Origin of the sequence: uncultured Roseovarius sp. (assembly GCF_913057115.1) — a bacterium.
Classification (GTDB): domain Bacteria; phylum Pseudomonadota; class Alphaproteobacteria; order Rhodobacterales; family Rhodobacteraceae; genus Roseovarius.
The window spans coordinates 1-26,587 of record NZ_CAJXNN010000042.1 but is presented as its reverse complement, the minus strand read 5'-3'; the positions used below and the strand labels follow the sequence as shown (position 1 = coordinate 26,587).

General features: G+C 59.9%; 27 protein-coding genes. 8 read left to right on the top strand and 19 right to left on the bottom strand.

Annotated features, from left to right (window positions below):
• On the bottom strand, positions 1 to 725 hold a 725-nt coding region (locus QZ498_RS14690; RefSeq protein ID WP_294623549.1), incomplete at its 3' end, for an Ldh family oxidoreductase.
• Between the two features lie 924 nt (positions 726 to 1,649).
• On the opposite strand from QZ498_RS14690, the gene QZ498_RS14685 reads away from it, so the two are divergent.
• The gene (locus QZ498_RS14685; RefSeq protein WP_294623547.1) at positions 1,650 to 1,907 is read left to right on the top strand and encodes a YjhX family toxin; all 258 of its coding nucleotides are present in this window, start codon (positions 1,650 to 1,652) and stop codon (positions 1,905 to 1,907) included.
• 23 nt (positions 1,908 to 1,930) lie between these two features.
• Positions 1,931 to 2,470, top strand: coding sequence for a GNAT family N-acetyltransferase (locus QZ498_RS14680; RefSeq protein ID WP_294623545.1), 540 nt, complete (start codon positions 1,931 to 1,933; stop codon positions 2,468 to 2,470).
• Between the two features lie 79 nt (positions 2,471 to 2,549).
• Here QZ498_RS14680 and QZ498_RS14675 read toward each other — a convergent pair whose 3' ends face one another.
• Together QZ498_RS14675 and QZ498_RS14670 are read right to left on the bottom strand one after the other, a co-directional pair.
• Positions 2,550 to 3,233: an ABC transporter ATP-binding protein gene (locus tag QZ498_RS14675; RefSeq protein ID WP_294623543.1), complete on the bottom strand. Its 684-nt coding sequence runs from the start codon at positions 3,231 to 3,233 to the stop codon at positions 2,550 to 2,552.
• Complete coding sequence (locus QZ498_RS14670; RefSeq protein ID WP_294623541.1) at positions 3,226 to 4,515, bottom strand: lipoprotein-releasing ABC transporter permease subunit; 1,290 nt, start codon at positions 4,513 to 4,515, stop codon at positions 3,226 to 3,228. Before QZ498_RS14670 ends, QZ498_RS14675 begins: the two co-directional genes overlap by 8 nt.
• Before the next feature lie 113 nt (positions 4,516 to 4,628).
• Here QZ498_RS14670 and QZ498_RS14665 point away from each other — a divergent pair, with 113 nt between their 5' ends.
• Complete coding sequence (locus tag QZ498_RS14665) at positions 4,629 to 5,951, top strand: ferredoxin reductase family protein (RefSeq protein ID WP_294623539.1); 1,323 nt, start codon at positions 4,629 to 4,631, stop codon at positions 5,949 to 5,951.
• Between the two features lie 198 nt (positions 5,952 to 6,149).
• Here the strand turns inward: QZ498_RS14665 and QZ498_RS14660 are convergent, their stop codons facing one another.
• Positions 6,150 to 6,662 (bottom strand): DUF2937 family protein, encoded by a 513-nt coding sequence (locus QZ498_RS14660; RefSeq protein ID WP_294623537.1) that lies wholly within the window; start codon positions 6,660 to 6,662, stop codon positions 6,150 to 6,152.
• Positions 6,663 to 6,701: 39 nt separating this feature from the next.
• Positions 6,702 to 8,093, bottom strand: a complete 1,392-nt coding sequence (gene proS / locus QZ498_RS14655) for a proline--tRNA ligase (protein ID WP_294623535.1) — start codon at positions 8,091 to 8,093, stop codon at positions 6,702 to 6,704.
• A 149-nt stretch (positions 8,094 to 8,242) separates the two neighbouring features.
• Between proS and QZ498_RS14650 the strand changes: the two genes are divergently transcribed.
• Genes QZ498_RS14650 through QZ498_RS14635 form a run of 4 tightly spaced genes read left to right on the top strand, consistent with a single transcriptional unit; the run spans position 8,243 to position 13,805 of the window.
• Entirely contained in the window at positions 8,243 to 9,310 is a 1,068-nt protein-coding gene (locus tag QZ498_RS14650; protein ID WP_294623533.1) for an AI-2E family transporter, read from the top strand.
• Positions 9,310 to 9,984, top strand: a complete 675-nt coding sequence (locus QZ498_RS14645) for a DnaA/Hda family protein (protein WP_294623531.1) — start codon at positions 9,310 to 9,312, stop codon at positions 9,982 to 9,984. The genes QZ498_RS14650 and QZ498_RS14645 overlap by 1 nt, the downstream gene beginning before the upstream one ends.
• Before the next feature lie 49 nt (positions 9,985 to 10,033).
• The gene (locus QZ498_RS14640; RefSeq protein ID WP_294623529.1) at positions 10,034 to 12,208 is read left to right on the top strand and encodes an RNA degradosome polyphosphate kinase; all 2,175 of its coding nucleotides are present in this window, start codon (positions 10,034 to 10,036) and stop codon (positions 12,206 to 12,208) included.
• A gap of 49 nt (positions 12,209 to 12,257) precedes the next feature.
• Positions 12,258 to 13,805, top strand: a complete 1,548-nt coding sequence (locus QZ498_RS14635; RefSeq protein ID WP_294623527.1) for a Ppx/GppA family phosphatase — start codon at positions 12,258 to 12,260, stop codon at positions 13,803 to 13,805.
• Positions 13,806 to 13,812: 7 nt separating this feature from the next.
• On the opposite strand, the gene QZ498_RS14630 is transcribed toward QZ498_RS14635, so the two are convergent.
• The 7 genes from QZ498_RS14630 to QZ498_RS14600 form a co-directional block, all read right to left on the bottom strand.
• Positions 13,813 to 14,187, bottom strand: coding sequence for a hypothetical protein (locus QZ498_RS14630; protein ID WP_367117653.1), 375 nt, complete (start codon positions 14,185 to 14,187; stop codon positions 13,813 to 13,815).
• 21 nt (positions 14,188 to 14,208) lie between these two features.
• A complete protein-coding gene (locus QZ498_RS14625) occupies positions 14,209 to 15,246 on the bottom strand; it encodes an endonuclease/exonuclease/phosphatase family protein (protein ID WP_294623525.1) in 1,038 nt (345 codons plus the stop codon).
• Positions 15,227 to 15,925, bottom strand: coding sequence for a molecular chaperone DjiA (locus tag QZ498_RS14620; protein WP_294623523.1), 699 nt, complete (start codon positions 15,923 to 15,925; stop codon positions 15,227 to 15,229). Before QZ498_RS14620 ends, QZ498_RS14625 begins: the two co-directional genes overlap by 20 nt.
• A gap of 42 nt (positions 15,926 to 15,967) precedes the next feature.
• Positions 15,968 to 16,441: a GNAT family N-acetyltransferase gene (locus QZ498_RS14615; RefSeq protein WP_294623521.1), complete on the bottom strand. Its 474-nt coding sequence runs from the start codon at positions 16,439 to 16,441 to the stop codon at positions 15,968 to 15,970.
• Positions 16,438 to 17,049 (bottom strand): VOC family protein, encoded by a 612-nt coding sequence (locus tag QZ498_RS14610; RefSeq protein ID WP_294623519.1) that lies wholly within the window; start codon positions 17,047 to 17,049, stop codon positions 16,438 to 16,440. The genes QZ498_RS14615 and QZ498_RS14610 overlap by 4 nt, the downstream gene beginning before the upstream one ends.
• Before the next feature lie 138 nt (positions 17,050 to 17,187).
• Positions 17,188 to 19,317, bottom strand: a complete 2,130-nt coding sequence (scpA, locus tag QZ498_RS14605; RefSeq protein ID WP_294623517.1) for a methylmalonyl-CoA mutase — start codon at positions 19,315 to 19,317, stop codon at positions 17,188 to 17,190.
• The gene (locus QZ498_RS14600; RefSeq protein WP_294623515.1) at positions 19,289 to 20,227 is read right to left on the bottom strand and encodes a hypothetical protein; all 939 of its coding nucleotides are present in this window, start codon (positions 20,225 to 20,227) and stop codon (positions 19,289 to 19,291) included. Before QZ498_RS14600 ends, scpA begins: the two co-directional genes overlap by 29 nt.
• 178 nt (positions 20,228 to 20,405) lie before the next feature.
• On the opposite strand from QZ498_RS14600, the gene QZ498_RS14595 reads away from it, so the two are divergent.
• Positions 20,406 to 20,861: a DUF4174 domain-containing protein gene (locus tag QZ498_RS14595; RefSeq protein ID WP_294623513.1), complete on the top strand. Its 456-nt coding sequence runs from the start codon at positions 20,406 to 20,408 to the stop codon at positions 20,859 to 20,861.
• A gap of 13 nt (positions 20,862 to 20,874) precedes the next feature.
• On the opposite strand, the gene QZ498_RS14590 is transcribed toward QZ498_RS14595, so the two are convergent.
• The 7 genes from QZ498_RS14590 to QZ498_RS14560 form a co-directional block, all read right to left on the bottom strand.
• A complete protein-coding gene (locus QZ498_RS14590; protein ID WP_294623512.1) occupies positions 20,875 to 21,408 on the bottom strand; it encodes a hypothetical protein in 534 nt (177 codons plus the stop codon).
• Positions 21,409 to 21,412: 4 nt separating this feature from the next.
• Positions 21,413 to 23,458: an acetyl/propionyl/methylcrotonyl-CoA carboxylase subunit alpha gene (locus QZ498_RS14585; RefSeq protein WP_294623510.1), complete on the bottom strand. Its 2,046-nt coding sequence runs from the start codon at positions 23,456 to 23,458 to the stop codon at positions 21,413 to 21,415.
• Between the two features lie 132 nt (positions 23,459 to 23,590).
• Entirely contained in the window at positions 23,591 to 23,800 is a 210-nt protein-coding gene (locus tag QZ498_RS14580) for a hypothetical protein (RefSeq protein ID WP_294623508.1), read from the bottom strand.
• A 379-nt stretch (positions 23,801 to 24,179) separates the two neighbouring features.
• A complete protein-coding gene (locus QZ498_RS14575) occupies positions 24,180 to 24,545 on the bottom strand; it encodes a hypothetical protein (protein WP_294623506.1) in 366 nt (121 codons plus the stop codon).
• Positions 24,546 to 24,626: 81 nt separating this feature from the next.
• On the bottom strand, positions 24,627 to 24,773 hold the full coding sequence (locus QZ498_RS14570) for a hypothetical protein (protein WP_294623505.1): 147 nt from the start codon (positions 24,771 to 24,773) through the stop codon (positions 24,627 to 24,629).
• 214 nt (positions 24,774 to 24,987) lie between these two features.
• Entirely contained in the window at positions 24,988 to 25,395 is a 408-nt protein-coding gene (locus QZ498_RS14565; RefSeq protein WP_294623503.1) for a DUF6497 family protein, read from the bottom strand.
• A 10-nt stretch (positions 25,396 to 25,405) separates the two neighbouring features.
• Positions 25,406 to 26,587, bottom strand: a 1,182-nt coding sequence (locus tag QZ498_RS14560; protein ID WP_294623501.1) for an acyl-CoA carboxylase subunit beta, incomplete at its 5' end; no start/stop codon positions are given.

Genomic DNA, 26,587 nt, shown 5'->3' with positions numbered 1-26,587 from the left:
CCCGCGGCCAGAAGTTCGGCCATCAGGCCAAACCCCCAGCCCTTGTAGCCGCCCATCGACACAAGCGAGCCGCCCAAGGCCGCTTCGGGGTCGGTCGTGGGCCGCCCTTCGGCATCCACGGCCCAGCCTTCGGGGATGCGCTCGCCCGCCGCCTTGGCCATGGTGATCTTGCCCAGGGCCACGGTGGTGGTCGATTGATCGAACTGCATGGCAATCCCGCCCTTGCCGTCAGGCACCGAAAAGGCAATCGGGTTGGTGCCAATCACCCGCGTCTTGCCGCCCGGCGGTGCCACGATGGGCGAGGCATTGGTCAGGCCAAAACCGATCAGCCCCTCACGCGCGATCTGTTCGGTGAAATAGCCCAGAGAGGTGCAGGTATGCGCATGACCCACGGCCAAACTCGCCACGCCATTGTCCCGCGCGGCCGTCACCGCGTCGGGCAACCCACGGGCAAAAGCGGGCTGGGCAAAGCCAAACTTGGCATCCACCTCCACGACGCCGGGGCGCGGACGGGTGACAACAGGCTCCACATCGCCCTTCACCCGGCCCGTGGTCAGCTGCGTGCAATAGCTTTCAAGGTAGTACAGCCCGCAAATCTTGTTGCCCAGGCTTTCCGCCTTGCGCACCGCATCGGCCACGCAATCAGCCACCCAATCGACAGCCCCATGACGCAGCAAAGCCGCCCGCGTGGTGGCTTCAATCTCGTCCAACGTCACCGCAACCATGGCCCTGTCTCCCCTTGTCTCGTGATCCGGCGCAACCTGCGCCAAGGCTGCACTTCAGGTCAATTCAAACCTTCTGAAGCGGGTTTCAGTCAAACGAAAACGGAAATACGTCATGCGTGGGGGATGCGGCCGTTTGAGTCATCGGTTGGACATCGCAGGCTATCGTTAAAGAGAGAGCGGCATTTGTGCGCAGGGAAGCGGGGTTTGCAAAGCTGTGACCTTTTCCCGAAAGAAGCCGTTCCATTGAAATGCAGCAATTGACGGCTTCGAGATGATACGCGCCAATCCTGGGTTTATGGATGACGACCAATCGGCAGAAACCCAAGGCGCGGGTTCAAGGCCGCAGGCCGCCGCGCCATCGACGGGCCGCCCCCACGGCCCGGCGATTGGGTTGGCCATCGCACTCAGCTCATTCATAGCGCGCCAGTAACTCGGATAAAGCCCTGCCGAACCAGCGTTCCTTCGCCGCGCCGCGGCCCGTCGCTGTCGCGGCTCGTCATACTTGGTTGAGCGCCCGTTTCGTCCTGCATCTTACCAGTTCGCACCCCACACAGCGCAGGTCAGCTATCGCAAATCGAAGTTAGGGGCCTTGAGCCCACTCCAAAACTGACATCGGCCACTCGGGCTAAGATCAAAACAGCCGCAAAATGCTGCGATGTCGAAAACCCAGCGCGCCCGATGTCCTTGATCCGCAACACCGAACCTAGAAACAACAACCCATTCGCCCAAGTGCCTTGTTCCGCACCACGGGTGGGCCTATCTTTCGCCCCGAGGCTCCCGCCTCACCAATGGAGATTTTATGCAAGAGTCCCGGGCATAAGCCCGTTCCGCAGCCAACGATGCCGGAACGCCTGACCACAAAGGACACTCACGCGCCAGGCTGAGTGACCTGTTCTTGCAACCTCATGTAACTGAGGCACTCCATTGAATATTTCCAAGCACGAACAGCGTGTCTTGCATGAACTCGCCCTTGGCGGGGCCATTCACTACGACCGCTCCGATAACGGCAAAATCCGCGCAATCACCTGTTTCACACGTGAAGGGCACGTCCTTTCGGACTGTACTCTTGATCTGTTCAAGCGCCTGCAACGCCGGCGCTTGATCCAGTCGAAAAACGGCCAGCCCTACCGCGTCTCGCGGCTAGGCATCAAAGCCGTGCGCGCCCAACTCAATCAACGATAGACGTCCAATGAAAGGACAGCCCAATGGACTTTTCCAACACCTACGCAGATCACACCGATGACATCATCGATCTGTTCACTTCAACCTTCACCGCCTCCGAAGGGGCGGAGGAAGGCGCGCTGATCGGGCAACTGGTGCGAACCATTCTCGCCACCACCGCCCGCGATGACATGCATGTCTTTTCGGCCATCGAGGACGGTGCAATCATCGGCACAATCATCTTCACGCGCCTCACCTTCCCAAAGGACAGCCGCCGCGTGTTTCTGCTCTCCCCCGTCGCCATCGCCACCACCCAGCAAGGCAAGGGGTTGGGACAAAACCTACTGCGTTACGGCCTCGATGCCCTGCGCGACGCAGGCGTCGACGTGGTGGTGACCTATGGCGATATCAATTTCTATGCCAAGACCGGCTTTGCCCAAATCGGCACAGAGATTGCACAGCCTCCCCAACCGCTCAGCTATCCCGAAGGCTGGCTCGGCCAATCGCTCACCGCTGCACCCCTCACACCGCTTGAGGGGCCATCCAGATGCGTCGCGGCGTTTGACAAGCCTGATTATTGGTAGGGTTTGCACTTTCGCAAAGGCATCCGCGCTCACGCGCGGGTGCCTCTACCACAGCACGGCAAAGGCTTCGGCCCAAATCTCAACCCGCCACCACCTGCCCCTGATCCAGCTTCACCACCCGGTCCATCCGCGCGGCCAGCTCAAGGTTATGGGTGGCAATCAGCGCCGACAGCCCGGTATCTCGCACAAGGCCAACCAAAGCCTCGAACACCCGGTCCGAGGTGGCCGGGTCAAGGTTCCCCGTCGGCTCATCGGCCAGCAAAAGCCTCGGCTCATTCGCCAAGGCCCGGCAAAAGGCCACCCGCTGCTGCTCCCCGCCCGACATGGCCGAAGGGCGATGCCCGGCCCGCTCGCCCACACCAACACGGCCCAGCAACTCATCGGCCCGCAACCGCGCCTCGGCCTTCGGCACCCCGTTTGCCAGTTGCGGCAGCACGATGTTCTCCTCGGCCGTGAACTCGGGCAGCAAATGGTGGAACTGGTAGACAAACCCCACCTCCTGCCGCCGCGCAATCGTCCGCCGCCGATCAGACAACCCGGTGAAATCCACGCCGCCAATCGAAACCTTCCCGGCATCGGCGGTATCCAACAGCCCCGCAATGTGCAAAAGCGTCGACTTGCCCGCGCCCGACGGGGCCACCAAAGCCACCATCTCGCCCTTGCGCACCTGCAAATCGACATCCTGCAAGACCCGCACCTCGGCCTCGCGCCCCTTGTTATAGGTCTTGGAAACCCCCTCCAGCGACAGCATCACATCACTCATAGCGCAGCGCCTCCACCGGGTTCATCCGCGCCGCCCGCCGCGCCGGGAAAATCGTCACCACGAAGGACAGGCCAAGCGACAAAACCACCGCCGACATCACATCGGCCAACTGCAACTGCGCCGGCAAATGGTAAATCCCCCTGATCGACGGGTCCCAGACCTGCCCGCCCATCATCACGTTCACGAAACTGAAAATCGGGTCGATATAGATGGCAAAAAGGCACCCAAGGATCACGCCGAACACCGTGCCGATGATGCCTGTGAAGGCCCCACAAATGAAAAACACCCGCAGAACCGAGCCTTCGGTCAATCCCATGGTGCGCAAAATCCCGATATCGCGCCCCTTGTTCTTGACCAGCATGATCAGGCCAGAGGTGATATTCATCGCCGCGATCAAGACAAGGATCGACAGGATGATGAACATCACGTTGTCCTCCACCTCCAAGGCCCGCAAGAACCCGCCGCTGGCATCCTTCCACGTCCAAACCTGGCTGCGATCCCCGGCGGCCCGCATCAGATCAAGGGTCATGTCCTCCACCCGGTCGGGGTCCATGACCATGACCTCCAATTCATCCGCCCGCCCCTCGCGGTTGAAAAAGCTCTGCGCTTCCTCGAAGGGCAGATAGACCCGCACCCGGTCAATGTCATACCGTCCGGCGGTAAAGACATAGACCACCTCATAGGCATTGACCCGTGGGCTGGTGCCAAAGGCGGTCTTGACCCCATTGGGCGAGATCAGCTTGATCTTGTCGCCAAGGCTCACCCCCAATTCCCGCGCCACGCCCGAGCCGATGGCGACCCCCTCGGGAAACCGCTCAATATCGCCCTGCGCGGTTTCCGGGTCGGCCACGCGCGGAATGGTTTTCAAATCCTCCGGCTTGATGCCGAACACCTGCACACCGGCGTTGCGGCTGCGGGCATTGGCCATCACCTGCCCCTTGACCAAGGGCGCCACCCGCGTGACCCCCTCCACCTCGCGCACCTGCGCGGCCATCTCATCGAAATTCTCGATGGTGCGGTCGATGCGCCCGGTCTGCGCCTCAACCTGCCCGCTGTTATACACCGTCACATGGGCATTCGACCCAAGGATCGTATCCACAAACTCAGCCCTGAACCCCGACCGTACCGCCAGCGTCGCAATCAGCGCGAAAACCGCCAAGGTAATGCCAATCAGGCTGATCCACGTCATGACGCTCACACCGCCCTCGGCGCGTTTGGCCCGCAAATAGCGCCAGGCAATCATCCACTCGAAAGGGGCAAAGGGGGCTGGACTGCTCGGCACTGGAAAACCTCGGGTTTTGTTTTGCGCAGACAGTGGGGGCTAACATGATCGGGGTCAAGGTCGGCCCGCCGCAGTTACGCAACAATCCACCCAGAACCACAAGGGAATCACCTATGCCCGCCGCCGCCCTCATCCTGCTCTACCTCGCGCTCGCACTTGCGCCGCTTGGGTTTGCCTGGGCGCAAGGCTTGGCCCCGCGCAGCCCATGGGATGAATTGGCCAGCGGGCTGGGCCTTGTGGCGCTGGCCATGATCCTGCTGGAATTCCTGCAACTGGGCCGCTTCCGCGCCACCACCGCACGGGTGGGCAGCGATGTGGTCATGCGCGCGCATCAACTTCTGGCCCGCGTGGCCCTTGGCGCGGCGCTCCTGCATCCCTTCCTCTACACCGCGCCCATGAAAGACGCCCCCGTCTGGGATACCACGCGCCAAACCGCGATTGACACCTCGTGGCACGGCCTCTGGCCCGGCATCGCCGCATGGCTTTTGCTCGGCGCGCTGGTGGCCTCGGGCATCGGGCGCGATGCGCTTGGCATCCGCTATCAGACATGGCGCGCCCTGCATGGCCTGGGCGCGGTGCTGGTGGCGGGCGGCGGCACGCTCCACGCCCTGCGCGCGGGCCGCTACAGCGCCGACCCGGCGCTTGCCTCCCTTTGGCTGGCCTTCCTCGCCCTCGCCATAGGCGCGCTTCTCTGGGTCTACGTGATCTCTCCGCTCAAGCAATTGCGTCACCCCTTCCGGGTGGCCGCCGTCACCCGTGCGGCCGAGCGCACATGGCGTCTGAACCTCGCACCCGATGGACCCGGGCCCTTCCGCTACCGCGCCGGGCAATTCGCATGGCTCACCATCGGGCACCCGGTCTGGTCGCTGAACGACAATCCCTTCTCCATCGCCTCCGCCCCGGCCCAAGGCGAGGGGTTGGAATTCATCATCAAGGAATTGGGCGATTCCACCTCCCGCCTCGGGTCACTCCGCCCCGGCACCCGCGTCTGGGTCGATGGTCCACATGGCCACCTGACGTTTGAGGGCCACCAAGAGGCCCCCGGCGTCGCCCTCATCGCAGGCGGCGTCGGCATCGCCCCGCTACTGGGCCTCCTGCGCGAGATGGCGGCAACCGATGATCCACGCCCCACCACCCTGCTCTACGGCAACCGCGTGCAAGAGCAAATCGTGGCAGGCGAAGAACTCGAAACCCTCGCCCAAACCCACGGCACCCAAATCACCCACGTCCTGTCCGAGCCTCCAAACGGCTGGACCGGCCCCACCGGCCAGATCGACGCGCCCCTGCTGCGCGCCCATTTCGGCAGGCCCGAACATCGTGATTGGCTCTACGTCCTCTGCGGCCCGCCCGCGATGATCGAAGCCGTCGAGGGTACACTGATCGAATTGGGCGTGCCCGCCTCCAACATCCTGTCCGAGTTGTTCCGCTATGATTAAACTTTTGGAAAAGACCCCAAGCGCACGGCGCATTAAACTCTCGGTCATCAGTATGACCGTGCTGTTAACTCTCGTGCTGATGGGATTTGCGCTTCGCGGGTTAATCTGAAGAGTTTCGTACGACTCGTACGCAGCCTCAACCAACAGCCCCGATTTTCGTACGAAATCCGGCTCATAAACGTACGATTCGTACGAAACTCAGGCCTGCGCTGGCTGTGGGCGTGACCTGCGCCGAAACAACCGGCCCAAACCCGCCATCAGGCCCGCCAAGAGGCCATAACCTGCCACGAAACCGACCCCGGCAAAACCCGCGCCTGCGGGCGTCACAGGCATTGCTGGCGTGAAATCCGCCCATGCGGCCCGCGCCACATCTGAGTCCGAAAAATACATGGGATTCAATGCCTTCTGAACCACAGTTGAGTCCCGCAAAGCGGCCAAATCCGCGCTCAATCGCGCGTGTCGCTCCAAGACCTGCCCCATTGATTGCGCCCGCGCTTGGCCCATCCGGCTGCCAAGCGACAGTTCGGCCAAGGCCTCATCCCGGCTCAACCCAAGGCTTTCCGCATCCGCATCGAACTGCGCCACAACGCTCGAAAGCTCATCCACCGCACCTGAAAGACGCTGTGTATATTGTTGAGAATACTCAGGAAATTGCGACAGGCCAGCCGCACCAGCCAGCCCGCCAACCACGGCGATCACCCTGAAAATCATCTGCTCTGCCTCTTGTTTTTTTCAGGCAGTATACAGCATTTACATCCAAGTGTGGAACGATCGTTTCGCCATCGGCTCCACCATGTCCGACCCGTGGTGAATGTGATAGATTCTTGCAATCTTTTCAACGGCTTGCTCGGGCGGCAACTCTTCGCTCGTGCCGGTTCGGCGGCAGGTCAGTTCCACCACTCCGTTTTTCAAGCCGCGCGGCCCCACGGTAATCCGCCACGGCAACCCAATGAGGTCCATGGTCGCAAACTTGCCCCCGGCTCGTTCATCCCGGTCATCATAAAGCGGCTCCAGCCCCAAGGCCTCAACCGATTTATACAAGGCATCACAGGCCGCGTCGGCCTCGCTATCCCCTTGTTTCAGATTGACAATTCCTACATGGAAGGGGGTCACGCCCTCGGGCCAGATGATCCCTTTGTCGTCATGGCTGGCCTCGATGATCGCGCCAACAAGGCGGCTCACGCCAATCCCGTGGCTGCCCATATGCACCGGCACCGGCTTGCCATCCTTGCCCTGCACCGTCGCCCCCATGGGTTCCGAATACTTGGTCCCGAAATAGAAGATCTGCCCCACCTCGATCCCCCGCGCCGAGCGTTGGCGCTCTTTCGGGATCTCATTGAAGATCGCCTCGTCGTGGGTCTCATCCGTCCGCGCATAGCGAGAGGTGAATTCTTCAAGGATTTCTTGGCATTGCGCGACGTTGTTATAGTCGATTTCACGCTCGCCAAAGCGCAGATCGGTGATCTCGCTGTCATAGAAGACTTCCGATTCACCGGTTTCGGCCAGCACCAGAAACTCATGCGTATAGTCCCCGCCAATCGGCCCACCATCGGCACGCATCGGAATCGCCTGAAGGCCCATCCGCTCATAGGTGCGCAGGTAACTCACCAAGTGGCGGTTATAGGCGTGCAGCGCATCTTCTTTCGTCAAATCAAAGTTGTAGCCGTCTTTCATAAAGAACTCGCGGCCCCGCATCACCCCGAACCGAGGCCGGATTTCATCGCGGAACTTCCACTGCACGTGATAAAGCGTCAGCGGCAAATCCTTGTAACTGCCCACATGCGACCGGAAAATATCGGTGATCAACTCCTCGTTGGTCGGACCATAAAGCATATCGCGCCCATGCCGGTCGGTGATGCGCAGCATCTCCTCCCCGTAATCGTCATAACGTCCGCTTTCGCGCCACAGGTCCGCCGATTGCAAAGTCGGCATCAGCATCGGGATATGACCGGCGCGCACCTGTTCCTCATGGACGATATTTTCCAGCTTTCTCAACACCTTGAAGCCTAAAGGCAGCCACGAATAAATTCCCGCGCTGGCCTGTTTGATCATCCCCGACCGCAACATCAGGCGGTGGCTGGCGATCTGCGCCTCGGAAGGTGTTTCTTTCAGAACGGGCAAAAAATAGCGGCTCAGGCGCATCGGGCAGACCTCACGGCAATTGGCGTTTTTTACCGTTTATGGCCTATGGCCTGTACACACAAGCCGCAGAAGCACCCTTTCGCTCGCTCTGCTCTTGAAAGCGCGCGCCCCATAGGCGATGTACTTCGAAAGATCAGGCCCGAGGCATCATGGCGCTACCAGTAGGAACACAAATGAAATATTGGGGCATCGCATCTGCGGTGTTCCTTGTCGTTCTGTGGTTTCTTGGCGACGTGATCCTGCCATTTGTACTCGGCGGTGCGATTGCCTATTTTCTCGATCCGGTCGCAGACCGTCTGGAGAAAGCGGGCTGTACCCGGGCCTTGGCGGTCAGCATCATCACCTTGGTTGCCTTGCTGGTTTTCGTGATCATGGCGCTTCTGGTGATCCCGACATTGATCCAACAGACACTCTCCCTGATCAATATCGCGCCACAGCTCTTCAACGATCTACAAGGTTTTCTGACAGAACGCTTTCCGCAGCTAGTGGATGAAGACTCCACCCTGCGCAAATCCCTGATTGCCGTGGGCGAAACGATCCGTGATCGCGGTGGTCAGGTGCTTGATACCGTAGTCGGATCGGCGGCCTCTCTGATCAACATCATCGTATTGTTCGTGATCGTCCCTGTCGTTGCCTTCTACCTGCTTTACGATTGGGATCGCATGGTCGCCAATATCGACGGCATGCTGCCGCGTGACCATGCGCCTGTCATTCGTGACCTGGCAGGGCAAATCGACGACACACTGGCCAGTTTCATCCGTGGCATGGGCACGGTCTGTTTGATCCTTGGCACCTACTACGCGGTTGCCTTGATGCTTGTCGGACTGCAATTCGGCCTTGTCGTGGGCTTCATCGCAGGTCTTATCACTTTCATACCTTACGTGGGCGCCGTTGTCGGCGGCGCACTGGCCATTGGTCTTGCCCTGTTCCAGTTCTGGGGCGATTGGATGTCCATCGGGCTCGTGGCCGGCATTTTCGTACTGGGACAAGTCGCCGAAGGAAATTTCCTCACGCCCAAACTGGTCGGAAATTCCGTTGGCCTGCATCCTGTATGGCTGATTTTTGCGCTATCGGTTTTTGGGGCGCTTTTTGGCTTTGTCGGGATGCTGGTCGCCGTGCCGGTCGCCGCCGCCTTAGGCGTGCTGGCGCGGTTCGCCATTGCGCAATACAAGGATAGTCGCCTTTACCGTGGGCTGGATGGCCGGGGCTCGGAATAATGCCTGAACAACTGAGTTTTGACCTTCCCGTGCGCGAGGCATTGGGGCGCGATGATTTCTTCGTCTCGCCCGCCAATGCCGAAGCGGTCGCGATGATCGAAGGCTGGCAGGCATGGCCTGCACGAAAGCTGGTGCTGATCGGTCCGCATGGCGCGGGCAAAACCCACCTTGCCCATGTCTGGGCGGCCTTGTCGGAGGCCCGGATCATCGCCGCCGATCAATTGACCGAGGCCGATATTCCCGCCTTGGCCGCTGGCCCCGTCGCCGTGGAAGACATCGAACAGATCGCGGGAAACCGCCCACGGGAAGATGCCTTGTTCCATCTGCACAACCTGACATTGGCCGAGGGCAACAGCTTGCTCGTGACCGCCGCAACCCCCGCCAATCGTTGGCCGCTGACCCTGCCCGATCTGGCAAGCCGGATGCAGGGCACGCCCTACACCACCCTGCACGAACCTGACGATGCGCTGTTGACTGCGGTGCTGACGAAGCTGATGGCCGACCGACAGCTATCGCCGGCCCCGAGTGTTTTGTCTTACCTCACCCGCCGCATTGAGCGCTCGTTCGAGGCCGCGCGTGACGTGGTTGAACGCCTTGATGACATGGCGCTATCCTCGGGCCGTCCAATCACCCGCACGCTCGCGGCAAAGGTGCTGGACAACCCTGACGCGTGAAGGCAAACTCCGTCACCTTCCCGTTACACGCCAAAGCCATAAGGCCCGCATGACACACGCTGATTTCCTCAAATCCCCGTTCCCCGAAGCCGTCGACATGCCCGAGGTCACCGCAGATGTTCCTGGGCGCTTCTACAATCGCGAGCTAAGCTGGTTGGGCTTCAACTGGCGTGTTCTGGAAGAAGCCCGCGATGGCCGGATACCGCTTCTGGAGCGCCTGCGCTTCCTGTCGATATCCGCCACCAACCTGGACGAGTTTTACAACGTGCGGGTTGCGGGCCTACGTGAACTTGCCCACGCAGGAAACACGACACCCGCGGCTGATGGCCTTACGCCGGCCGAACAACTTGTCCTCATCAACGAAGACGCGCGCAAGCTGCTCAAATCACAGCAGGAAACATACGAGATCCTCCGTGGTGAAATGGAGGCAAACGACATCGAGATTCTCGATCTCGAGCGCCTCACCGAAGCAGACCGCGCCTATTTGGCAGATGTATTCTTGAACCAGGTGTTCCCGGTCCTTTCGCCACTCGCCATCGATCCCGCACATCCTTTCCCCTTCATCCCGAATCTTGGCTACTCGCTCGCCCTGCAATTCGAACGCAAGTCTGACAAGCGTCCGCTTCAGGCGCTCTTGCCGATTCCACATCAAATCGATCGTTTCGTCACCCTGCCCGCCGCTGAGGGCAAGCATCGTTTCTTGCCGCTCGAAGAGCTGCTTTTGCTGCACCTCGACAGCCTGTTTCCGGGATACAAGTACAAGGGGCACTGTTCGTTCCGTGTCCTAAGGGACAGCGACCTTGAAGTTGAAGAAGAGGCCGAAGATCTCGTGCGGGAATTCGAGGTGGCCTTGAAACGCCGGCGCCGTGGCGAAGTGGTGCGCATGAAAATCTCCTCTGGCGCACCCGAAGCCTTGCGCCGCGTTATCATGGACGAATTGCACGTCACCCCCGACGAGGTGGTCGAGGTGGATGGCATGATCGGTTTGGCCGACCTCAAGGAATTGGTGCTCGATGCCCGCCCCGACCTTCTCTGGACCTCGTTCACGCCGCGCGTGCCCGAACGTGTCCAAGACCACGATGGCGATATGTTTGCAGCCATCCGTCAAAAGGACATGCTGCTCCACCATCCTTATGAAACCTTCGACATGGTGGTTCGGTTCTTGGCCCAGGCGGCGCGGGACCCCAACGTCGTGGCGATCAAGCAGACGCTATACAGGACGTCAAAAGACAGCCCTATCGTCGAGGCCCTTTGCGAAGCCGCAGAGGATGGCAAATCCGTGACAGCCCTTGTGGAGCTCAAGGCAAGGTTCGACGAGGCCGCCAACATTCGTCAGTCTCGCCGCCTGGAACGGGCTGGCGCGCATGTTGTTTACGGCTTTCTCGATCTCAAGACCCACGCCAAGATATCAACCGTCGTCAGGCGCGAGGGTGATCAGCTTGTCACGTATACGCACTACGGCACCGGCAACTATCACCCGATCACGGCCAAGATTTACACCGACCTGAGCTTTTTCACCTGTGACGCCAAACTGGGTCGCGATGCGACAAAGGTCATGAACTACCTTTCCGGATACGCGCAGCCTGAGAAACTCGAAAATCTCGCGATCTCGCCAATCTCGCTCAAGCCCCGTTTGCTCGAAATGATTGACAAGGAAATCCAGCACGCGCAGTCCGGTAAACCTGCCGCCATCTGGGCGAAAATGAATGCCCTGATCGAACCCAACGTAATCGACGCGCTTTACAAGGCCAGCCAAGCCGGCGTGCAAATCAGCCTTGTCGTCAGGGGTATTTGCGGCCTGCGTCCGGGCATCAAGGGGTTGTCGGAAAACATCCGTGTCAAATCCATCGTCGGCCGGTTTCTTGAGCATTCTCGCATCGTTTGCTTCGGCAATGGGGCTGGCTTGCCTTCAAAGAAGGCGCGGGTTTTCATCAGTTCCGCTGACTGGATGGGTCGCAACCTGAATCGGCGCGTCGAAACGCTTGTCGAGATCGAGAACGCGACCGTCAAAGCGCAGATTGTCAGTCAGGTCATGGCCGCAAATATGGCTGATGTCGCACAAAGCTGGATCATGGCGCCCGACGGAAGCTTCACGCGGCAGTCCGTTCCCGAAGGCAGCTTCGCTTTCAATTGCCATCGGTTCTTCATGGAAAATCCGTCGCTGTCAGGGCGCGGCTCGGCCGGTGCCTCGGATGTGCCCAAGCTGACCCACACCGAGGATTGACCCCCTCGGCAGCCTGTCGCATACAAGACCAAACCGACCCGAGAGCTTCATGGACGGAAGTACAGATCCAGCCCAAGACGACAGCGGGCCATTCGGTCGGCCGCTGTTTGACAAACCCTCGGCCCGTGCGCTTAGCCGCGTGGGCGTGGTTGACGTAGGGTCGAACTCCGTCCGACTTGTCGTCTTTGACGGTGCGGCGCGCAGCCCTGCCTACTTCTACAATGAAAAGATCATGTGCGCCTTGGGCGCCGGCATGTCCGAAACCGGAAAACTGAACCCCGAGGGCCGCAAACGCGCCCTGGACGCCCTCAGGCGGTTCAAACTCTTGGGGGATGGCATGGGAACCGGCCCACTCGTGACGGTAGCAACCGCTGCCGTGCGCGATGCCGAAGACGGCCCGGGCTTCCGAGCCGAAGTCGAAGCCAAAACCGGTATCCGCCTGTGGGTGATCGACGGAAAGGAAGAAGCGCGGCTTTCCGCACAGGGCGTGCTTTTGGGGTGGCCGGGCTCTTACGGTTTGGTCTGTGACATCGGCGGTTCGTCCATGGAGCTTGCCGAGATCGACAATGGCGAGGTGGGCAAGCGCATGTCCTCATCCCTCGGGCCGCTTAAGCTGCGTGACCTCAAAGGCGGCAAGAAAAACCGCAAGGCTGTCATCCGAGAAACCCTCAGCGAGATGCAAAGCGCGCTTGGAGAACAAAAAAACCGCCTGTTCTTGGTTGGTGGCTCATGGCGTGCCATTGCCAAGATCGACATGGAACGCAGGGGGTATCCTCTTCAGGTTCTGCATGAATACCGGATGACCCCGAAATCGGTGCGCGAAACGGCCAAGTACATCCAGGAAAACGATCTCGATGAATTGCGCAACCGCGCCGGTGTGTCCTCGGCGCGCATGGCGCTCGTGCCCTACGCGGCAGAGGTGCTGCGCGAGGTCGTCAAGACGTTCAAACCGCGCGACATCGCCATTTCAAGCTACGGAATTCGGGAAGGCCTGCTCTACGAACAGATGCCGCAACAACTACGTGATCGTGACCCACTGATCGAAGCCTGTCGGTTTGCTGAGTCCAAGGACGCGCGAATCCCCGGCTTCGGCAAGGTGGTGTACGAGTTCATTCAACCGATTTTCAAATCGGCCAAGCCCGACCGACGCCGCATCATCAAGGCAGCCTGCCTGCTGCATGATGTCAGTTGGCGCGCGCATCCCGATTACCGGGCGGAAGACTGTTTCGACAACGCAACCCGCGCCAATCTGGGCGGGCTCAAACACTCAGAGCGGGTCTACCTTGGCCTTGCGTTGCTGCATCGCTACTCGAACAAGCGCGAAGATACACGGTTCGAAGACCTGACCGGCCTGATCGAGGACAAAGATGCGCACGAAGCCGAGGTTCTGGGTAAGGCGCTGCGCTTTGCCGCCATGCTATGGCTCAAGGAGGACGCCAAGCTGGGTGAAATGCGCTGGTATCCAAAGAAAAAGAAACTGGAACTGCGCTTGTCAAAAGAGGCCGCGCCGCTTTTCGGTGAAGTCGCGGAATCGCGGTTCATGTCCTTGGCCGATGCTCTCGGAGCAGAGGCAATCGTGAAAACAGCACGCGGTTAACGACGCATCAAATCTCGATTTCGCCATCCTCAAGCGGGTCTTCTGGCATCTCGTCCGGCGATTTCTTTCGCAAGATGATGTCGCCATTGGGCAAAAGCTCGGGCGGATGATAGGCGGAAAAATCGTCAATCTTCTCCATCAAGTCGGCAAACGCCGGCCCCATTTCCTCGACGAACCGCTTAACCTCCGGGCCCATCCGTTCAGCCAGTCCTTCAAGGTCTTTCATCGCGGGCTCCATTTCCCGCATGATCCCTTCGAAAAACAACTGCGCCCCGCGTTCCATTAGGGTCAGGCCATCATCCTCTACCTCCTCCTGCGCAGCAAGCGGAGCGGCCAAACATATGGCAAATGCGATAAACCCAAAGCGTTTCATGTGACTCATATAGGAGCCCTTTTCAGAGTTTTAAGTCGGCAGATCAATATCCATGGTCACCGGAAAATGATCAGAGGCCGCAATCAAGGCATCGCGCAACTCGGGCACTTTCCAGCACCCCGGATCATCGAATGGGTGCCAAATACGCCAAGAGGGTCTCCTCGCGGCCAAGTCCGGCGAGACCATGATGTAATCCAAGAGAGCCTGCAAATAGCGCTTCTCGGAAGACAGGTAGAACCGTGCCGTCGTATTCATCGCCCCGATCTTGCGTGTCAGTGCGCGGCGCGCATGTGGGTCGTAAAGAAGGTGCTTTTCATTCCCGCCTTCGCCCGTGATGATTTCGACCGAGGACCGCCCGAACAGATGCTCGTATTCATCCAGACCGGGGCCATCGTTCAAATCCCCCATGACGATCAAGGGTTCGGCCGCCTCGACATGTTGCTCAACCCGATGGCGCAGCCACACCGCCTGCGCCTGTTGCTTGCGCCGGTTCGAGATGGCCATGCGCATGATCTCATCTCGCGTGCGCGCGCCATGCGGCGCTTTGGATTTCAAATGCGCACCGATCATGCGAAAAGCAAACCCACCCGATGTCGTACAGGCCAGTTCCAAAGGCGGTTTGGAAAACTCGACAAGGTCGTGTGTGTCATCAATATCCAGATCGATTCGGAACACACCGTCAAACCGTGGCGCATGTGTTGAGCCTTTCTTGCCCGTCGCCTCCCCCTGCGGATCATGAACACAGCTCAGCACATCAGGATCGTACATCAACGCGATTTCCTGTTGGGTCTGGTTCTCGAACCCGACAACAGCACGCCGCGCCCGCAGGTTCATGAACTTTGCGAAGTTCTCAAGCGCCGGCACCGTGGCGCGTTTACCGTTGTGATCCGGTGCTTCTATCACCATGATGGCATCGGCATCCAGGGCGGTGAAAACAATCCCAAGCGCGGTGATCTGATCCTGCCGCGTGATGTTGTGCCGGCTCGACCACTCGCCATCGACAAGCAAATCGCCGCTATCGTCAAACAACGAATTGAACCACTCGACATTATAGGTGGCGATCCGCATCACCGCCCCCCTTGCTGATCTCTTCCCACGCCCGGTTAAGGTCAATGACCCTCTTTTCAGCCAGCTTTACGGCCTCTTCCGGAACGCCACGCGCCATCATGGCATCAGGGTGACTATCGCGCACCTGCTTGCGCCATGCCTTGCGCACCTCTTCCAGTGGCGCGCCATGCGCCACCCCCAAAACCGTGTATGGGTCAGGTTTGGCGTCGGGAACGAACCGACTACGCAACCTCTTGAAATCACCCTCGGGCAAATCAAAAATCTCACTCACGCGCCGCAGGAATGCATCCTCATTGGGATGATATTGGCCATCCGCCATCGCAATGTGGAAAAGCCCCTCCATCAGGTCGCAAAGCGTGCCGTTTTGCTCACCGAACATGCGTTTGATGCGTTCGGCATACTCCTCGAACCCGGCCACGTCCTGCCGCGCCAGGTTGAACACGCGCGCCGCCCCGGCCTCATCGGCTCGCGCAATTTGAAAGACTTCCCGAAACGCTGTCACCTCGTCGCGGGTCACCAGACCATCGGCCTTGGCCATCTTGGCGCTCAGGGCGATGACCGCAATCGTAAAAGCGACACTGCGCTCGGGTGGTGTGCGCAAGCGGTCAAAAACCGCGCTCAGCCCCTCCCCCTTCGTGAGGGCCGAAACGGCTTCGGTTATACGGGTCCAAATCGACATTTCTCGAAACTATCCACTTTGCACAGGAATGTCAGCGCGCGCTCAAAGAAGTTTTTGCAACAAGATCAAGTCCATCCAACGCTCGAACTTCCAGCCCACCTGCGGCAACACGGCTACCTGCGCATAGCCCATGCGCTCGTGAAAGGCGATGCCGCCAGGGTTTTCACCGCTCACTCCGGCGATCATCGAGTGAAAGCCAGCCTCGCGGGCATGATCCTCAAGCGCCGCCATCAAGGCGCGCCCGATACCACGACCACGCGTATCGGGTGCCAAAGCAATCGTATGTTCCCCGGTTCGAGCATAGCCAACCCCACCCCGGAATTGTCCATAAGAGGCGAAACCAAGTAGCGCCTGATCTTCCGCCAAGAGGAAGGCATGACGTGCCGCGATGTCTTCGGCTATCGCCTCGATGGTCTTCTCGACGCTGTTGAAGGTAATCGCCGTTTCCCGGATGACGGGGTTCCAAAGCGCGGCAATCCCTTCGGCATCCTCGGGTCGCGCTTGCCGGATGATCATCGCAGCACCCTCAACCCCGATGGTGTCATCACTTCAGCCATCAAAGAAGGCGCACCGGTCTCGAAAACCACCCGCCCATCGGTCAAGACCGAGGCCAACTGCAAGGACAATTCAGCCGCCTCCGGGTGGGCAACCACCAATCGCTGCAAAACACAGCCGGACGCGGCCAATCGCTCCGCCGGGTGCGCCGCGCAATCCCACTGCATGATTGCCGGAAAGAGGTTGTCAAATGGCAGGCGCCCCGTCTCTGGTACCGCCATACGCCATTTCAGGTCGCCGCGCGCCAGTGACACCGGTCTCCCTGCCTCCGGAAATCGCTGCACCTCTCCCTCAAGATCGTCACTGCGGCAAATCCAGTTTCCCAGCCGCGGGACGCCTGCCATCCGGTCAAGGTCGAACCACCGCGTGACACCGGGATCAGCTGCATCAGGATCGACGGAAATCACCTCGAGATATAGCCCTTCCTCCAATCCCAGAAGCAGATTGTGGGTGCTGAAATACGCATGCTGCCCACCCGGCTGCAACGCCACACCAAGCGCCTCTTCAACCGCCGCGCGCCCGGCCTCCAAATCGCAGGCCACCACGGCCAGATGATCCAACTCCAACATGCCGCCCCCATTCATCACGGACCAGCTTAGTCAAGCCACCCAAGGCCACAACCCAAATGGTTTTCTTTTTGCCAAAAATATCCCGGGGGCGAATGGGCCGCAGGCCAAGAGGGGGCAGCGCCCCCTCTCTTGTCTTCCTCAGGCCCGCGCCTCGCGGATCAGTCGCAGGATATCCTGCGCAGCCTCGGGGATATTCGTCCCCGGCCCGAAGATCGCCTTCACACCGGCCTTTTTCAGGAATTCATAATCCTGCTGCGGGATCACGCCGCCGCAGATCACGATGATGTCTCCCGCGTCTTTGGCCTTCAACGCCTCGATAAGCTGCGGGGCCAGCGTCTTGTGACCGGCGGCTTGGCTCGAGATACCGATGACATGCACATCGTTGTCGATGGCATCCTGCGCGGCCTCGTCCGGGGTCTGGAACAAGGGCCCCACATCCACGTCAAAGCCGATATCGGCAAAGGCCGTGGCAATCACCTTGGCACCCCGATCGTGCCCGTCCTGCCCCATCTTGACCACCAGCATCCGGGGGCGGCGGCCCTCGGTCGCAGCAAAATCATCCACCGACTTCTGGATCGCGGCAAAGCCTTCGTCGCCCTCGTAAGCCGCGCCATAGACACCGGCCAATGTTTTCACTTCGGCGCGGTGCCGGCCGAATTCCTTTTCCATCGCCATGCTGATCTCTCCCACCGATGCGCGCTGACGGGCAGCGTCCACCGCCGCCTCAAGAAGATTGCCGCCCTCTGTCGCGCGGCGCGTGATCTCATCCAAGGCCCCCTGACAGGCAGCCTCGTCCCGCTCGGCGCGGATTTTCTCAAGCCGCGCAATCTGGCTGTCGCGCACGGCGCTATTGTCGATATCCAGAAGATCGATCGGGTCTTCGCTGTCGCGGCGGTACTTGTTGACGCCGACAATCACCTCGTCGCCGCGGTCGATCATCGCCTGACGGGTGGCGGCGGATTCCTCGATCCGCAGTTTGGGCATGCCCGAGGCCACGGCCTTGGTCATGCCGCCCATTTCCTCGACCTCTTCCATCAACTCCCAGGCCTTCTCAGCCAGATCGGCGGTCAGCTTTTCAACGTAGTAAGAGCCGGCCAGCGGATCGACGACATTGGTCACACCGGTCTCTTCCTGCAAGATAAGCTGCGTGTTCCGGGCGATCCGGGCACTGAAATCGGTGGGCAGGGCCATGGCCTCATCAAGCGCATTGGTATGCAGCGATTGTGTCCCCCCCAAAACCGCGCTCATCGCCTCATAGGCGGTGCGGATCACGTTGTTATAGGGGTCTTGCTCCTGCAGGCTCACACCGCTGGTCTGGCAATGGGTGCGCAGCATCTTTGACTTGTCGCTTTGCGCATCGAACTCGGTCATCACCCGGTGCCAGAGCAGGCGCGCCGCCCGCAGCTTGGCCGCCTCCATGAAGAAATTCATGCCAATCGCAAAGAAGAACGACAGGCGCGGCGCGAAGCTGTCCACATCCATACCGGCGGCGATTGCGGCTTTCACATATTCGCGGCCATCAGCCAGCGTATAGGCCAGTTCCTGCACAAGGTTCGCGCCCGCCTCCTGCATGTGGTAGCCGGAAATCGAAATCGAGTTGAAGCGCGGCATCTCCTTCGAGGTGTATTCGATAATATCCGACACGATCCGCATCGAGGGTTCAGGCGGATAGATATAGGTATTACGCACCATGAACTCTTTCAGAATGTCATTCTGAATGGTGCCTGACAGGTCGGCCCGGCTCACGCCCTGTTCTTCACCGGCAACGATATAATTGGCCAAGATCGGGATCACCGCGCCGTTCATGGTCATCGACACGCTGACCTTCTCCAGCGGAATACCGTCGAACAGGATCTTCATATCCTCGACACTGTCGATGGCCACCCCGGCCTTGCCCACATCGCCCACCACGCGCGGGTGGTCGCTGTCATATCCGCGGTGCGTGGCAAGGTCGAATGCAACCGAGACCCCCTGCTGCCCGGCGGCAAGGTTGCGGCGGTAAAAGGCGTTGGATTCCTCGGCGGTCGAGAAACCCGCATATTGCCGGATCGTCCAGGGACGTCCGGCATACATCGTCGCGCGGGGGCCCCGTGTGAACGGCGCTTGGCCCGGGATTGACCCGAGGTGATCCAAGCCCGCCACATCCTCTTCGGTATAAAGCGGCTCGATATCAATGCCTTCAAGGGTCTTCCACGTCAGCTCCTCAAGGGTGCGTCCTCTCAGTTCCTTCTCGGCAATGCTACGCCATTCGTCTTTCTTCGATGCCATCTGCGTGTCCTCTTGTCATCTTGCCCGTGCGCAGGGTTTGCCCCGCTGTCACCGGGCCGGTTTCCTCGGTCAGTTGCGCCAAGCCATCCGCCCCGTCCGTTAGCCAGAACAGATCGTCCTGATAGGCCTCTTGCAGGGTGGCGATTTGGTCATTCGTAAAGGGCATCCAGCGCCCCTCGCCGTCCGGCAAGCGCGCTGGGTCAAGCCCCCTGTCCCGCAACACCTGACGCAATTGCGCCAGTCGCGGGGATTGGTTCATCCATTCGCGGGCATGGGCGCGCGGCAAATCGGCCTTCCCTGTCATCGCCGCAAGCCGCACATCGGATTTCCCGCCAAACACCTCATAGGGCATAACCGTCATCGGGGCCGAACCATCCACCGCGCAGGCGATATCCTCGATCACCCCGCGCCAGCTCCGCTTTGCGCGGGCGATATGCCGAAGGTCACGCGCCCTTGGCACGCGATGCCCCCGCGCCACACCAAAGGCCAGCGACGAGGCCCAGAGCATATCCTGCTGCCGGATTGACAGCACAACACGCGGGTTCACCGCGCCGAAGGCATAGGCAAAACGCGCCATGCGCTGCCCGGCATCGGCATAAAGCTCCGCTTGACGCAGGTTGTTGCGCGGCGCGCCCAGCATGTTTTCGTCACTCACCACAAGCTGGCGTAAGCCACGCGCTGCGGCCTTTTCGACCTGAATGGCAATCCGTCCGCGCGCCCTGTCCAACTGCGCCTGCGCATCACCAAACCCTGATACCGGCAGAACACCGCGTAAGAGCCCCGCGCGCGTGCACCACGGCCCCCAAACACCGATCCCTCGCGTGGCCAACCTTTCACGGTTTTCACGCAGGTAATTCTGAAAACAGGTGGTCGCGGTTCTGTGGGCCCCCACATGCAAGATCACATCCATCGGTTTACTGGCCTTTCGCCGGTCTGCCGCCAGTGGCGGGCGTTGCTCGAATACTCCCGCCCATGCTCTGCGCCGAACCCTGAGGATGTGATTAACGGTAAAATTTTCTGGGGCCTGCAGACATTCAGCCTTCGCAATTGCCCTCCAGCCACCTATATCTTGGCGGACAGGAGATCGCATGAAACCCCTATTAGCCATTGTTTTTATGATGTTTTCAGTCGCTCCCCTTGCCGCGCAAGAGGGCGACGAAACGCGCGAAGACATCCCGCCCGCAATCATTTTGCCGGGCGAAACAGCGGATTTGAATGAATTTCTCTGGATAAAACGCCCGCTCGTGGTGTTCGCCGATAGCCCGGCCGACCCACGATATACATTGCAAATGGAGTATCTGACCGAACGGTTGGAGTATCTGGATGAACGCGACGTTGTCGTTCTGACCGATACCGACCCAAGCGCCAAAAGCGCGCTACGCCAAAGGTTGCGCCCTCGTGGATTCATGCTGGTTCTCATAGGCAAGGATGGAACCATATATTTGCGCAAGCCGCTGCCTTGGGACGTGCGCGAAATATCCCGCGTGATCGACAAGATGCCGATGCGACAGCAGGAAATTCGCGACCGCCGCGGCGGCAGTTGAGCTGACTGGGCCGTCATGCCTCGGCCCCGCGCGCAATGACCAACAGGCGGTTACGCCGATCCAACAGCATCAATAACCCGCTTTGCGCGTCAAAGCCCACCAGGTTGCCCGGGCCATCCACGGCATGGCGAAAGGCGGTCTCGGTGACGGCATCCATACATTCAAGCGCCTCCAGCCCGGCCCGGCGCATCCGCATACCCTGAGTGCGCTCGACATTCATGACCTCAATGAAAAGCTCATCGGGGCTTTGACCCGGATCATTCAACAAGGCCCGATCGCGTCGCGCCAAAAGGCCAAGCATCTCACCCACCCCCGAGGCCACGGGCATCGCTGCCTTGACCCTGTCATCGGCCACATGAAATACTCCGGCCAAACAGGGCCGCCGCGCCTCGTAGGCAACGGTTTCGCGAAGCGAAAAATACTGGCCCATACGATCACGCATGGCGGTTTCGTCCTCGGGGCCACATCCTGCGACCACTCCCAGAAAAGCCATTGCCAGAACCGGCAAAAGCCCCCTGCCCGGGATATGGCCACAGGCCGCGCGCATGGAGTTACTCGAACTCCATGATCACATCATCCACGGCAAGGCTATCGCCCGGCCCGGCGTTGATCTTGGTCACAATGCCCTGTTTTTCGGCCCGAAGGATGTTTTCCATTTTCATCGCCTCCACGGTGCAAAGCGCTTGCCCCTCCTGCACTTCGTCGCCTTCCGCCACGTTCACCGTGACGATCAGGCCCGGCATCGGGCAAAGCAGCATCTTGGATGTATCAGGCGGCAGTTTCTCGGGCATTAACGCGGCCAATTCTGCCTGACGCGGGCTACGGACATGCACCTTGAGGTCAGCGCCGCGGGTCCGAATGTGGAATCCGCCCGACACCTTGCCAACCTTCAGGATCAAAGGGGAACCATCCACCGACAACTCGGCCAATTGGTCGCCCGGGGTCCAATCGCTCGTCACCCGGACACTCTTACCGTCCGCGAAGGTCACATTCGCCCCTTCCTTATCGGCCGCAATCGAAACCTCGAATTGCTCGCCCTGCAGGCTGACAACCCAATCAGCACCGACGCGGCGTTCATGGTTGTCCATCCGGCCCGATACCCGCGTGCGGCGAATCTCGGCAACCCGGTGCATCGCGGCACAGCTCGCCGCGACCCGGCGCAGCATATCATCTCCAAGCGAGACCCCCTCGAAACCTTCGGGATACTGCTCTTCGATAAAGGCGGTCGTCATATCGCCCTTGATGAAAATTTCATGATCCATCACCGCGGCCACAAACGGCAGGTTATGCCCAATGCCTTCCACCTCGAAGCTGTCCAAGGCCACGCGCATCGCCTCGATGGCCTGCGGGCGGTCCGGGCCCCAGGTACAGAGCTTGGCGATCATCGGGTCGTAATACATCGAAATCTCGCCGCCCTCATAGACGCCGGTATCGTTGCGCACAGCGGTCTCACCAACAGGCGCATCACCATGCCATGTGCCGTTCACCTGCATCGGGCCAGCGGCCACTTCCTGCGGTGGGCGATAGCGCGTCAAACGGCCAATCGACGGCAGGAAGTTGCGATAGGGATCTTCCGCATAAAGCCGGTTCTCGATGGCCCAACCCGTCAGGGTGATGTCATCCTGGCTCATCGCCAGTTTCTCACCGGCGGCGACGCGGATCATCTGCTCCACAAGGTCAACACCCGTGATCAATTCGGTCACCGGGTGTTCCACCTGCAAACGGGTGTTCATCTCAAGGAAGTAAAAGTTCTTCTCACCATCAACGATGAATTCGACCGTCCCGGCACTGGCATAGCCCACGGCCTTGGCCAAGGCACAGCTTTGCTCGCCCATGGCCTTGCGGGTCGCCTCGTCAAGGAAGGGGCTGGGCGCTTCTTCCACGACCTTCTGGTTACGGCGCTGAATGGAACATTCCCGCTCGCCCAGATAGATGCAGTTGCCGTGCTGGTCGGCCAACACCTGAATCTCGATGTGGCGCGGTTGGGTGACGAACTTCTCGATGAAAATCCGGTCATCGCCAAAGGAATTCGCGGCCTCGTTCTTGGACGATTGGAAGCCCTCGCGCGCCTCATCATCGTTCCAGGCAATCCGCATCCCCTTACCGCCGCCCCCGGCGGAGGCTTTGATCATCACAGGATAGCCGATCTCTTTACTGATCTTCACCGCATCCTCAGCGTCTTCGATCAGGCCCATGACCCCTGGCACGGTCGAGACATTGGCATCCTGCGCAATCTTTTTCGACGTGATCTTGTCGCCCATGCTTTCAATCGCGCCCTTGGGCGGCCCGATAAAGGCCACGCCCTCGGCCTCAAGCGCCTCGGCGAACTTGGGGTTTTCCGACAGGAACCCATACCCGGGGTGCACAGCTTCAGCACCGGTCTGGCGGATGGCCTCCATGACCTTGTCGATCACGATATAGGATTCATTGGCCGGCGGCGGTCCGATATGCACCGCTTCATCCGCCATCTGCACATGCAACGCTTGCGCATCGGCATCCGAGTAGATGGCCACGGTCTTAATGCCCATTTTCCGGGCGGTCTTGATCACCCGGCAGGCAATCTCACCTCGGTTGGCGATCAGGATCTTCTTGAACATGGCTGGTCCCTTCTTTCGGTTCTTGGCCCCACGCAGGAGCGCACGGGCATGACACAAAAAAGACCACCGGCGCAGACAGCGCCGATGGTCCGATGGCTAGACTTGCGCGCCGGGCTACGGCGCGAAGCGAATTCAGTTACAACGATCCGGGTAGGCTTGGCAGTACGCGACATTGCCCGCGGCCCCGACGACCGCGCCTGTGGCAATGTTGCCATCCAGGACCGCAGCGGTGCCGGCCCCCGCACCCGCGCCGAAAATCGCCTGTTCGGGAACCGTGCCGCCGCAGGCCGCAAGGCCCAAAGCACAACAGAGTGCCAACCCTTTGAAAACGTATGCTCGCATTGTTCAGTGCCTTTCAGTGAATGAAACGATGGTATCGCCCCATCCAACCGCAGCGAGGCACGTATTGCAAAGTCACAGATGCGCGATGTGGGCTCATGCGCGAGCCTTTGCCTATGCGAGTATAACTTTGAATTTGAACGAAAAAGAGGCGGCCTGTGCCTAAAGGCACAGGACCGCCTGCAAGGGGAAGGGTAACGGATCAGACTTTGCGTCTGGGCCCATTGGGGGGGGGCCACCACTACAGCGTCAACATTGTCGATGGCGGCGGGTTTCGCCAAGTCACACTGCGAGACAACACTACCATCGGCTGTATCTTGCGCAAAAACACAGGCCTTGGGCAAAAAGGTGCCGCTTACAGCAAGAGTTGCCGAGACACGCATCAGTCCCCCTCCTCGTCGTCGGCTTCGAATGCCTCCGGGAAAGACGCACGCGCCACCGGCACGTCGAGAATCAACATGGCCTCGTAGCTTGCCGGGTCAAACGGGTCTTCCGCGGGCTTGACCTCGCGACCGAACAGCCAGCTCAGCCGCCCTGCGTCCAGATTGCCCCGCTCGAAGGGTTCCTCGCCGAAATGCTGCCAAATGGCCTGCACGAAGCCCGCATCGGCCCGGCGGTCAGCGGCCTTGCGGTCCCGGTACCGTTCCCGACGCGTGATCGGGGTAACGCCCTTGGGATTGGCGCGGCGAATTGTAAATTGATAGTCCGAACCGGGAAGACGCCCCGGGAACCCGCGATGCTTCAGCATGACACGCCCTCCGGAAAACAAGGGCGTTGCGCGGAAATCAGGACGGGCGCAATGGCCCGTCCTGTGTAATCGCGAAGTGGATTACTTGTATTTGCCGGTGTAGGTCGGCTCGGTCGAGATGGGCTCCGGCTCCACAACGACGAATTCTTCTTCGGCCGATTGTTGGGCACAGGCCGCCACGAAGGCAACCAGACCGATGGCCAGAAGGCTCTTGATGCTGTTCGACATATTTGTCTCCTGTCTGTAAACATGGGCAGACACAGCGAAAAACGCCCCACCTGCCCCACTTTCGAGGTATGGGTTACTTGGGTGCAACCAACTTTAACCATATCCGACTCGCCGTCAATTGCATACGTACAGCCAGCAAACGACCGCGTATGTGGCCCCAAAGCCTCAACCATAGAGTGGCATACCCTTCTTTCCGCAAGATGTTGTGGCCGCATCAAAACATCTCCCAGATACAGCCACCCTGATTGAGGCGATACGCCTCAAAAATCTGGATAACATCCGGATCAATCACACCAAATTCCGATTCTCGGTTGGCGATTGAGATGACAATCTGGCTGGGCTGCGGGCCAATATTGGCCAACCGCGGCACCGCGTAGCTGTTACAAAGATACTCCAAGTCGGTCATCTTGGTTTCGAAGTCCTCTTGCCCGGTCAAATCGGGCGCGACAAAGCGAAAACGATAGGCAAGTCCAGTGCTGCGCTCGTTCCAGATCGTTTCGTGCAAATGCGCCTCAAGCCCCGAAGGCAGGATAAGGCGCTCCTCCTTCGCCTCATCCTGCTGGGCCGCCGCGACACTGGCCCAAAGGGCCAGGGCAGCGAAATAGGGCTTGACCGAAAGCACCAAACACCTCCTACAGCGGAATGTTGTCGTGCTTTTTCCAAGGCATCTTGCGCTTTTTATTGCGCAGCGCGGCGAAGGCGCGACTGACACGTTTGCGGGTGCTGCGCGGCTGGATTACCTCGTCAATAAAGCCACGCTCGGCGGCCACGAAAGGATTGGCGAAACGATCTTCGTAATCCGCCGTGTGCTTGGCCAGTTTCTCGGGGTCCTTCAGATCGGCGCGATGAATAATCTCCGTGGCACCTTTGGCGCCCATTACAGCCACCTCCGAGGTCGGCCAGGCATAGTTGATATCGCCCCGCAAATGCTTGGACGACATAACCACATAGGCCCCCCCATAGGCTTTGCGGGTAATCACCGTCACCTTCGGCACCGTCGCCTCGCCATAGGCAAAGAGCAGCTTGGCCCCGTGCTTGATCACACCGTCATGCTCCTGCCCTGTCCCCGGCAGAAAGCCCGGCACGTCGACAAAGGTGAGAATCGGAATGTCAAAGCAATCACAGAACCGAACGAACCGCGCGGCCTTGCGGCTACTGTCGATATCCAGGCAGCCGGCCAGAACCATCGGCTGGTTGGCCACAACACCCACGGTCCGGCCTTCAAGACGAATGAACCCGGTGACGATGTTCTTGGCGAAATCTTCCTGAATTTCGTAAAAATCACCCTCGTCGCCGACCTTGGTGATCAATTCCTTCATGTCATAGGGCATGTTGGGGTTGGCCGGAACGATGGTATCAAGGCTCGGCTCGGCACGATCAACATCATCAAAGAAGGGGCGCACCGGCACCGATTCCTGGTTGTTGAGTGGCAGGAAATCGACAAGGCGGCGCACTTCGGCCATCGCCTCGACGTCGTTCTCGAAGGCGCCATCCGCGACCGAACTTTTCTTGGTATGAGTCGAGGCCCCGCCAAGTTCCTCTGCCGTAACCTGTTCATTGGTCACGGTTTTCACCACATCGGGGCCGGTCACGAACATGTAGGAACTGTCGCGCACCATGAAGATAAAGTCCGTCATCGCCGGGGAATAGACCGCGCCACCGGCGCAAGGGCCGGTGATCACGCTGATCTGCGGCACCACGCCCGAGGCTTCGATGTTGCGCTGGAATACCTCACCATATCCGGCAAGGCTGTCCACGCCTTCCTGAATCCGGGCACCACCCGAATCGTTGATGCCGATCACCGGCGCGCCGTT

Excerpts from the sequence above, each read along its gene's own strand:
- QZ498_RS14675 (WP_294623543.1), bottom strand. The coding sequence starts at position 3,233 with ATGAGTGATGTGATGCTGTCGCTGGAGGGGGTTTCCAAGACCTATAAC.
- QZ498_RS14680 (WP_294623545.1), top strand. The coding sequence starts at position 1,931 with ATGGACTTTTCCAACACCTACGCAGATCACACCGATGACATCATCGAT.
- QZ498_RS14570 (WP_294623505.1), bottom strand. The coding sequence starts at position 24,773 with ATGTCGAACAGCATCAAGAGCCTTCTGGCCATCGGTCTGGTTGCCTTC.
- QZ498_RS14620 (WP_294623523.1), bottom strand. The coding sequence starts at position 15,925 with ATGTCGATTTGGACCCGTATAACCGAAGCCGTTTCGGCCCTCACGAAG.
- QZ498_RS14630 (WP_367117653.1), bottom strand. The coding sequence starts at position 14,187 with ATGAGTCACATGAAACGCTTTGGGTTTATCGCATTTGCCATATGTTTG.
- QZ498_RS14575 (WP_294623506.1), bottom strand. The coding sequence starts at position 24,545 with ATGCTGAAGCATCGCGGGTTCCCGGGGCGTCTTCCCGGTTCGGACTAT.
- scpA (WP_294623517.1), bottom strand. The coding sequence starts at position 19,317 with ATGGCATCGAAGAAAGACGAATGGCGTAGCATTGCCGAGAAGGAACTG.
- QZ498_RS14645 (WP_294623531.1), top strand. The coding sequence starts at position 9,310 with ATGCCTGAACAACTGAGTTTTGACCTTCCCGTGCGCGAGGCATTGGGG.
- proS (WP_294623535.1), bottom strand. The coding sequence starts at position 8,093 with ATGCGCCTGAGCCGCTATTTTTTGCCCGTTCTGAAAGAAACACCTTCC.
- QZ498_RS14665 (WP_294623539.1), top strand. The coding sequence starts at position 4,629 with ATGCCCGCCGCCGCCCTCATCCTGCTCTACCTCGCGCTCGCACTTGCG.
- QZ498_RS14585 (WP_294623510.1), bottom strand. The coding sequence starts at position 23,458 with ATGTTCAAGAAGATCCTGATCGCCAACCGAGGTGAGATTGCCTGCCGG.
- QZ498_RS14615 (WP_294623521.1), bottom strand. The coding sequence starts at position 16,441 with ATGATCATCCGGCAAGCGCGACCCGAGGATGCCGAAGGGATTGCCGCG.
- QZ498_RS14590 (WP_294623512.1), bottom strand. The coding sequence starts at position 21,408 with ATGCGCGCGGCCTGTGGCCATATCCCGGGCAGGGGGCTTTTGCCGGTT.
- QZ498_RS14610 (WP_294623519.1), bottom strand. The coding sequence starts at position 17,049 with ATGTTGGAGTTGGATCATCTGGCCGTGGTGGCCTGCGATTTGGAGGCC.
- QZ498_RS14580 (WP_294623508.1), bottom strand. The coding sequence starts at position 23,800 with ATGCGAGCATACGTTTTCAAAGGGTTGGCACTCTGTTGTGCTTTGGGC.
- QZ498_RS14595 (WP_294623513.1), top strand. The coding sequence starts at position 20,406 with ATGAAACCCCTATTAGCCATTGTTTTTATGATGTTTTCAGTCGCTCCC.
- QZ498_RS14625 (WP_294623525.1), bottom strand. The coding sequence starts at position 15,246 with ATGCGGATCGCCACCTATAATGTCGAGTGGTTCAATTCGTTGTTTGAC.
- QZ498_RS14650 (WP_294623533.1), top strand. The coding sequence starts at position 8,243 with ATGGCGCTACCAGTAGGAACACAAATGAAATATTGGGGCATCGCATCT.
- QZ498_RS14640 (WP_294623529.1), top strand. The coding sequence starts at position 10,034 with ATGACACACGCTGATTTCCTCAAATCCCCGTTCCCCGAAGCCGTCGAC.
- QZ498_RS14600 (WP_294623515.1), bottom strand. The coding sequence starts at position 20,227 with ATGGATGTGATCTTGCATGTGGGGGCCCACAGAACCGCGACCACCTGT.
- QZ498_RS14635 (WP_294623527.1), top strand. The coding sequence starts at position 12,258 with ATGGACGGAAGTACAGATCCAGCCCAAGACGACAGCGGGCCATTCGGT.
- QZ498_RS14660 (WP_294623537.1), bottom strand. The coding sequence starts at position 6,662 with ATGATTTTCAGGGTGATCGCCGTGGTTGGCGGGCTGGCTGGTGCGGCT.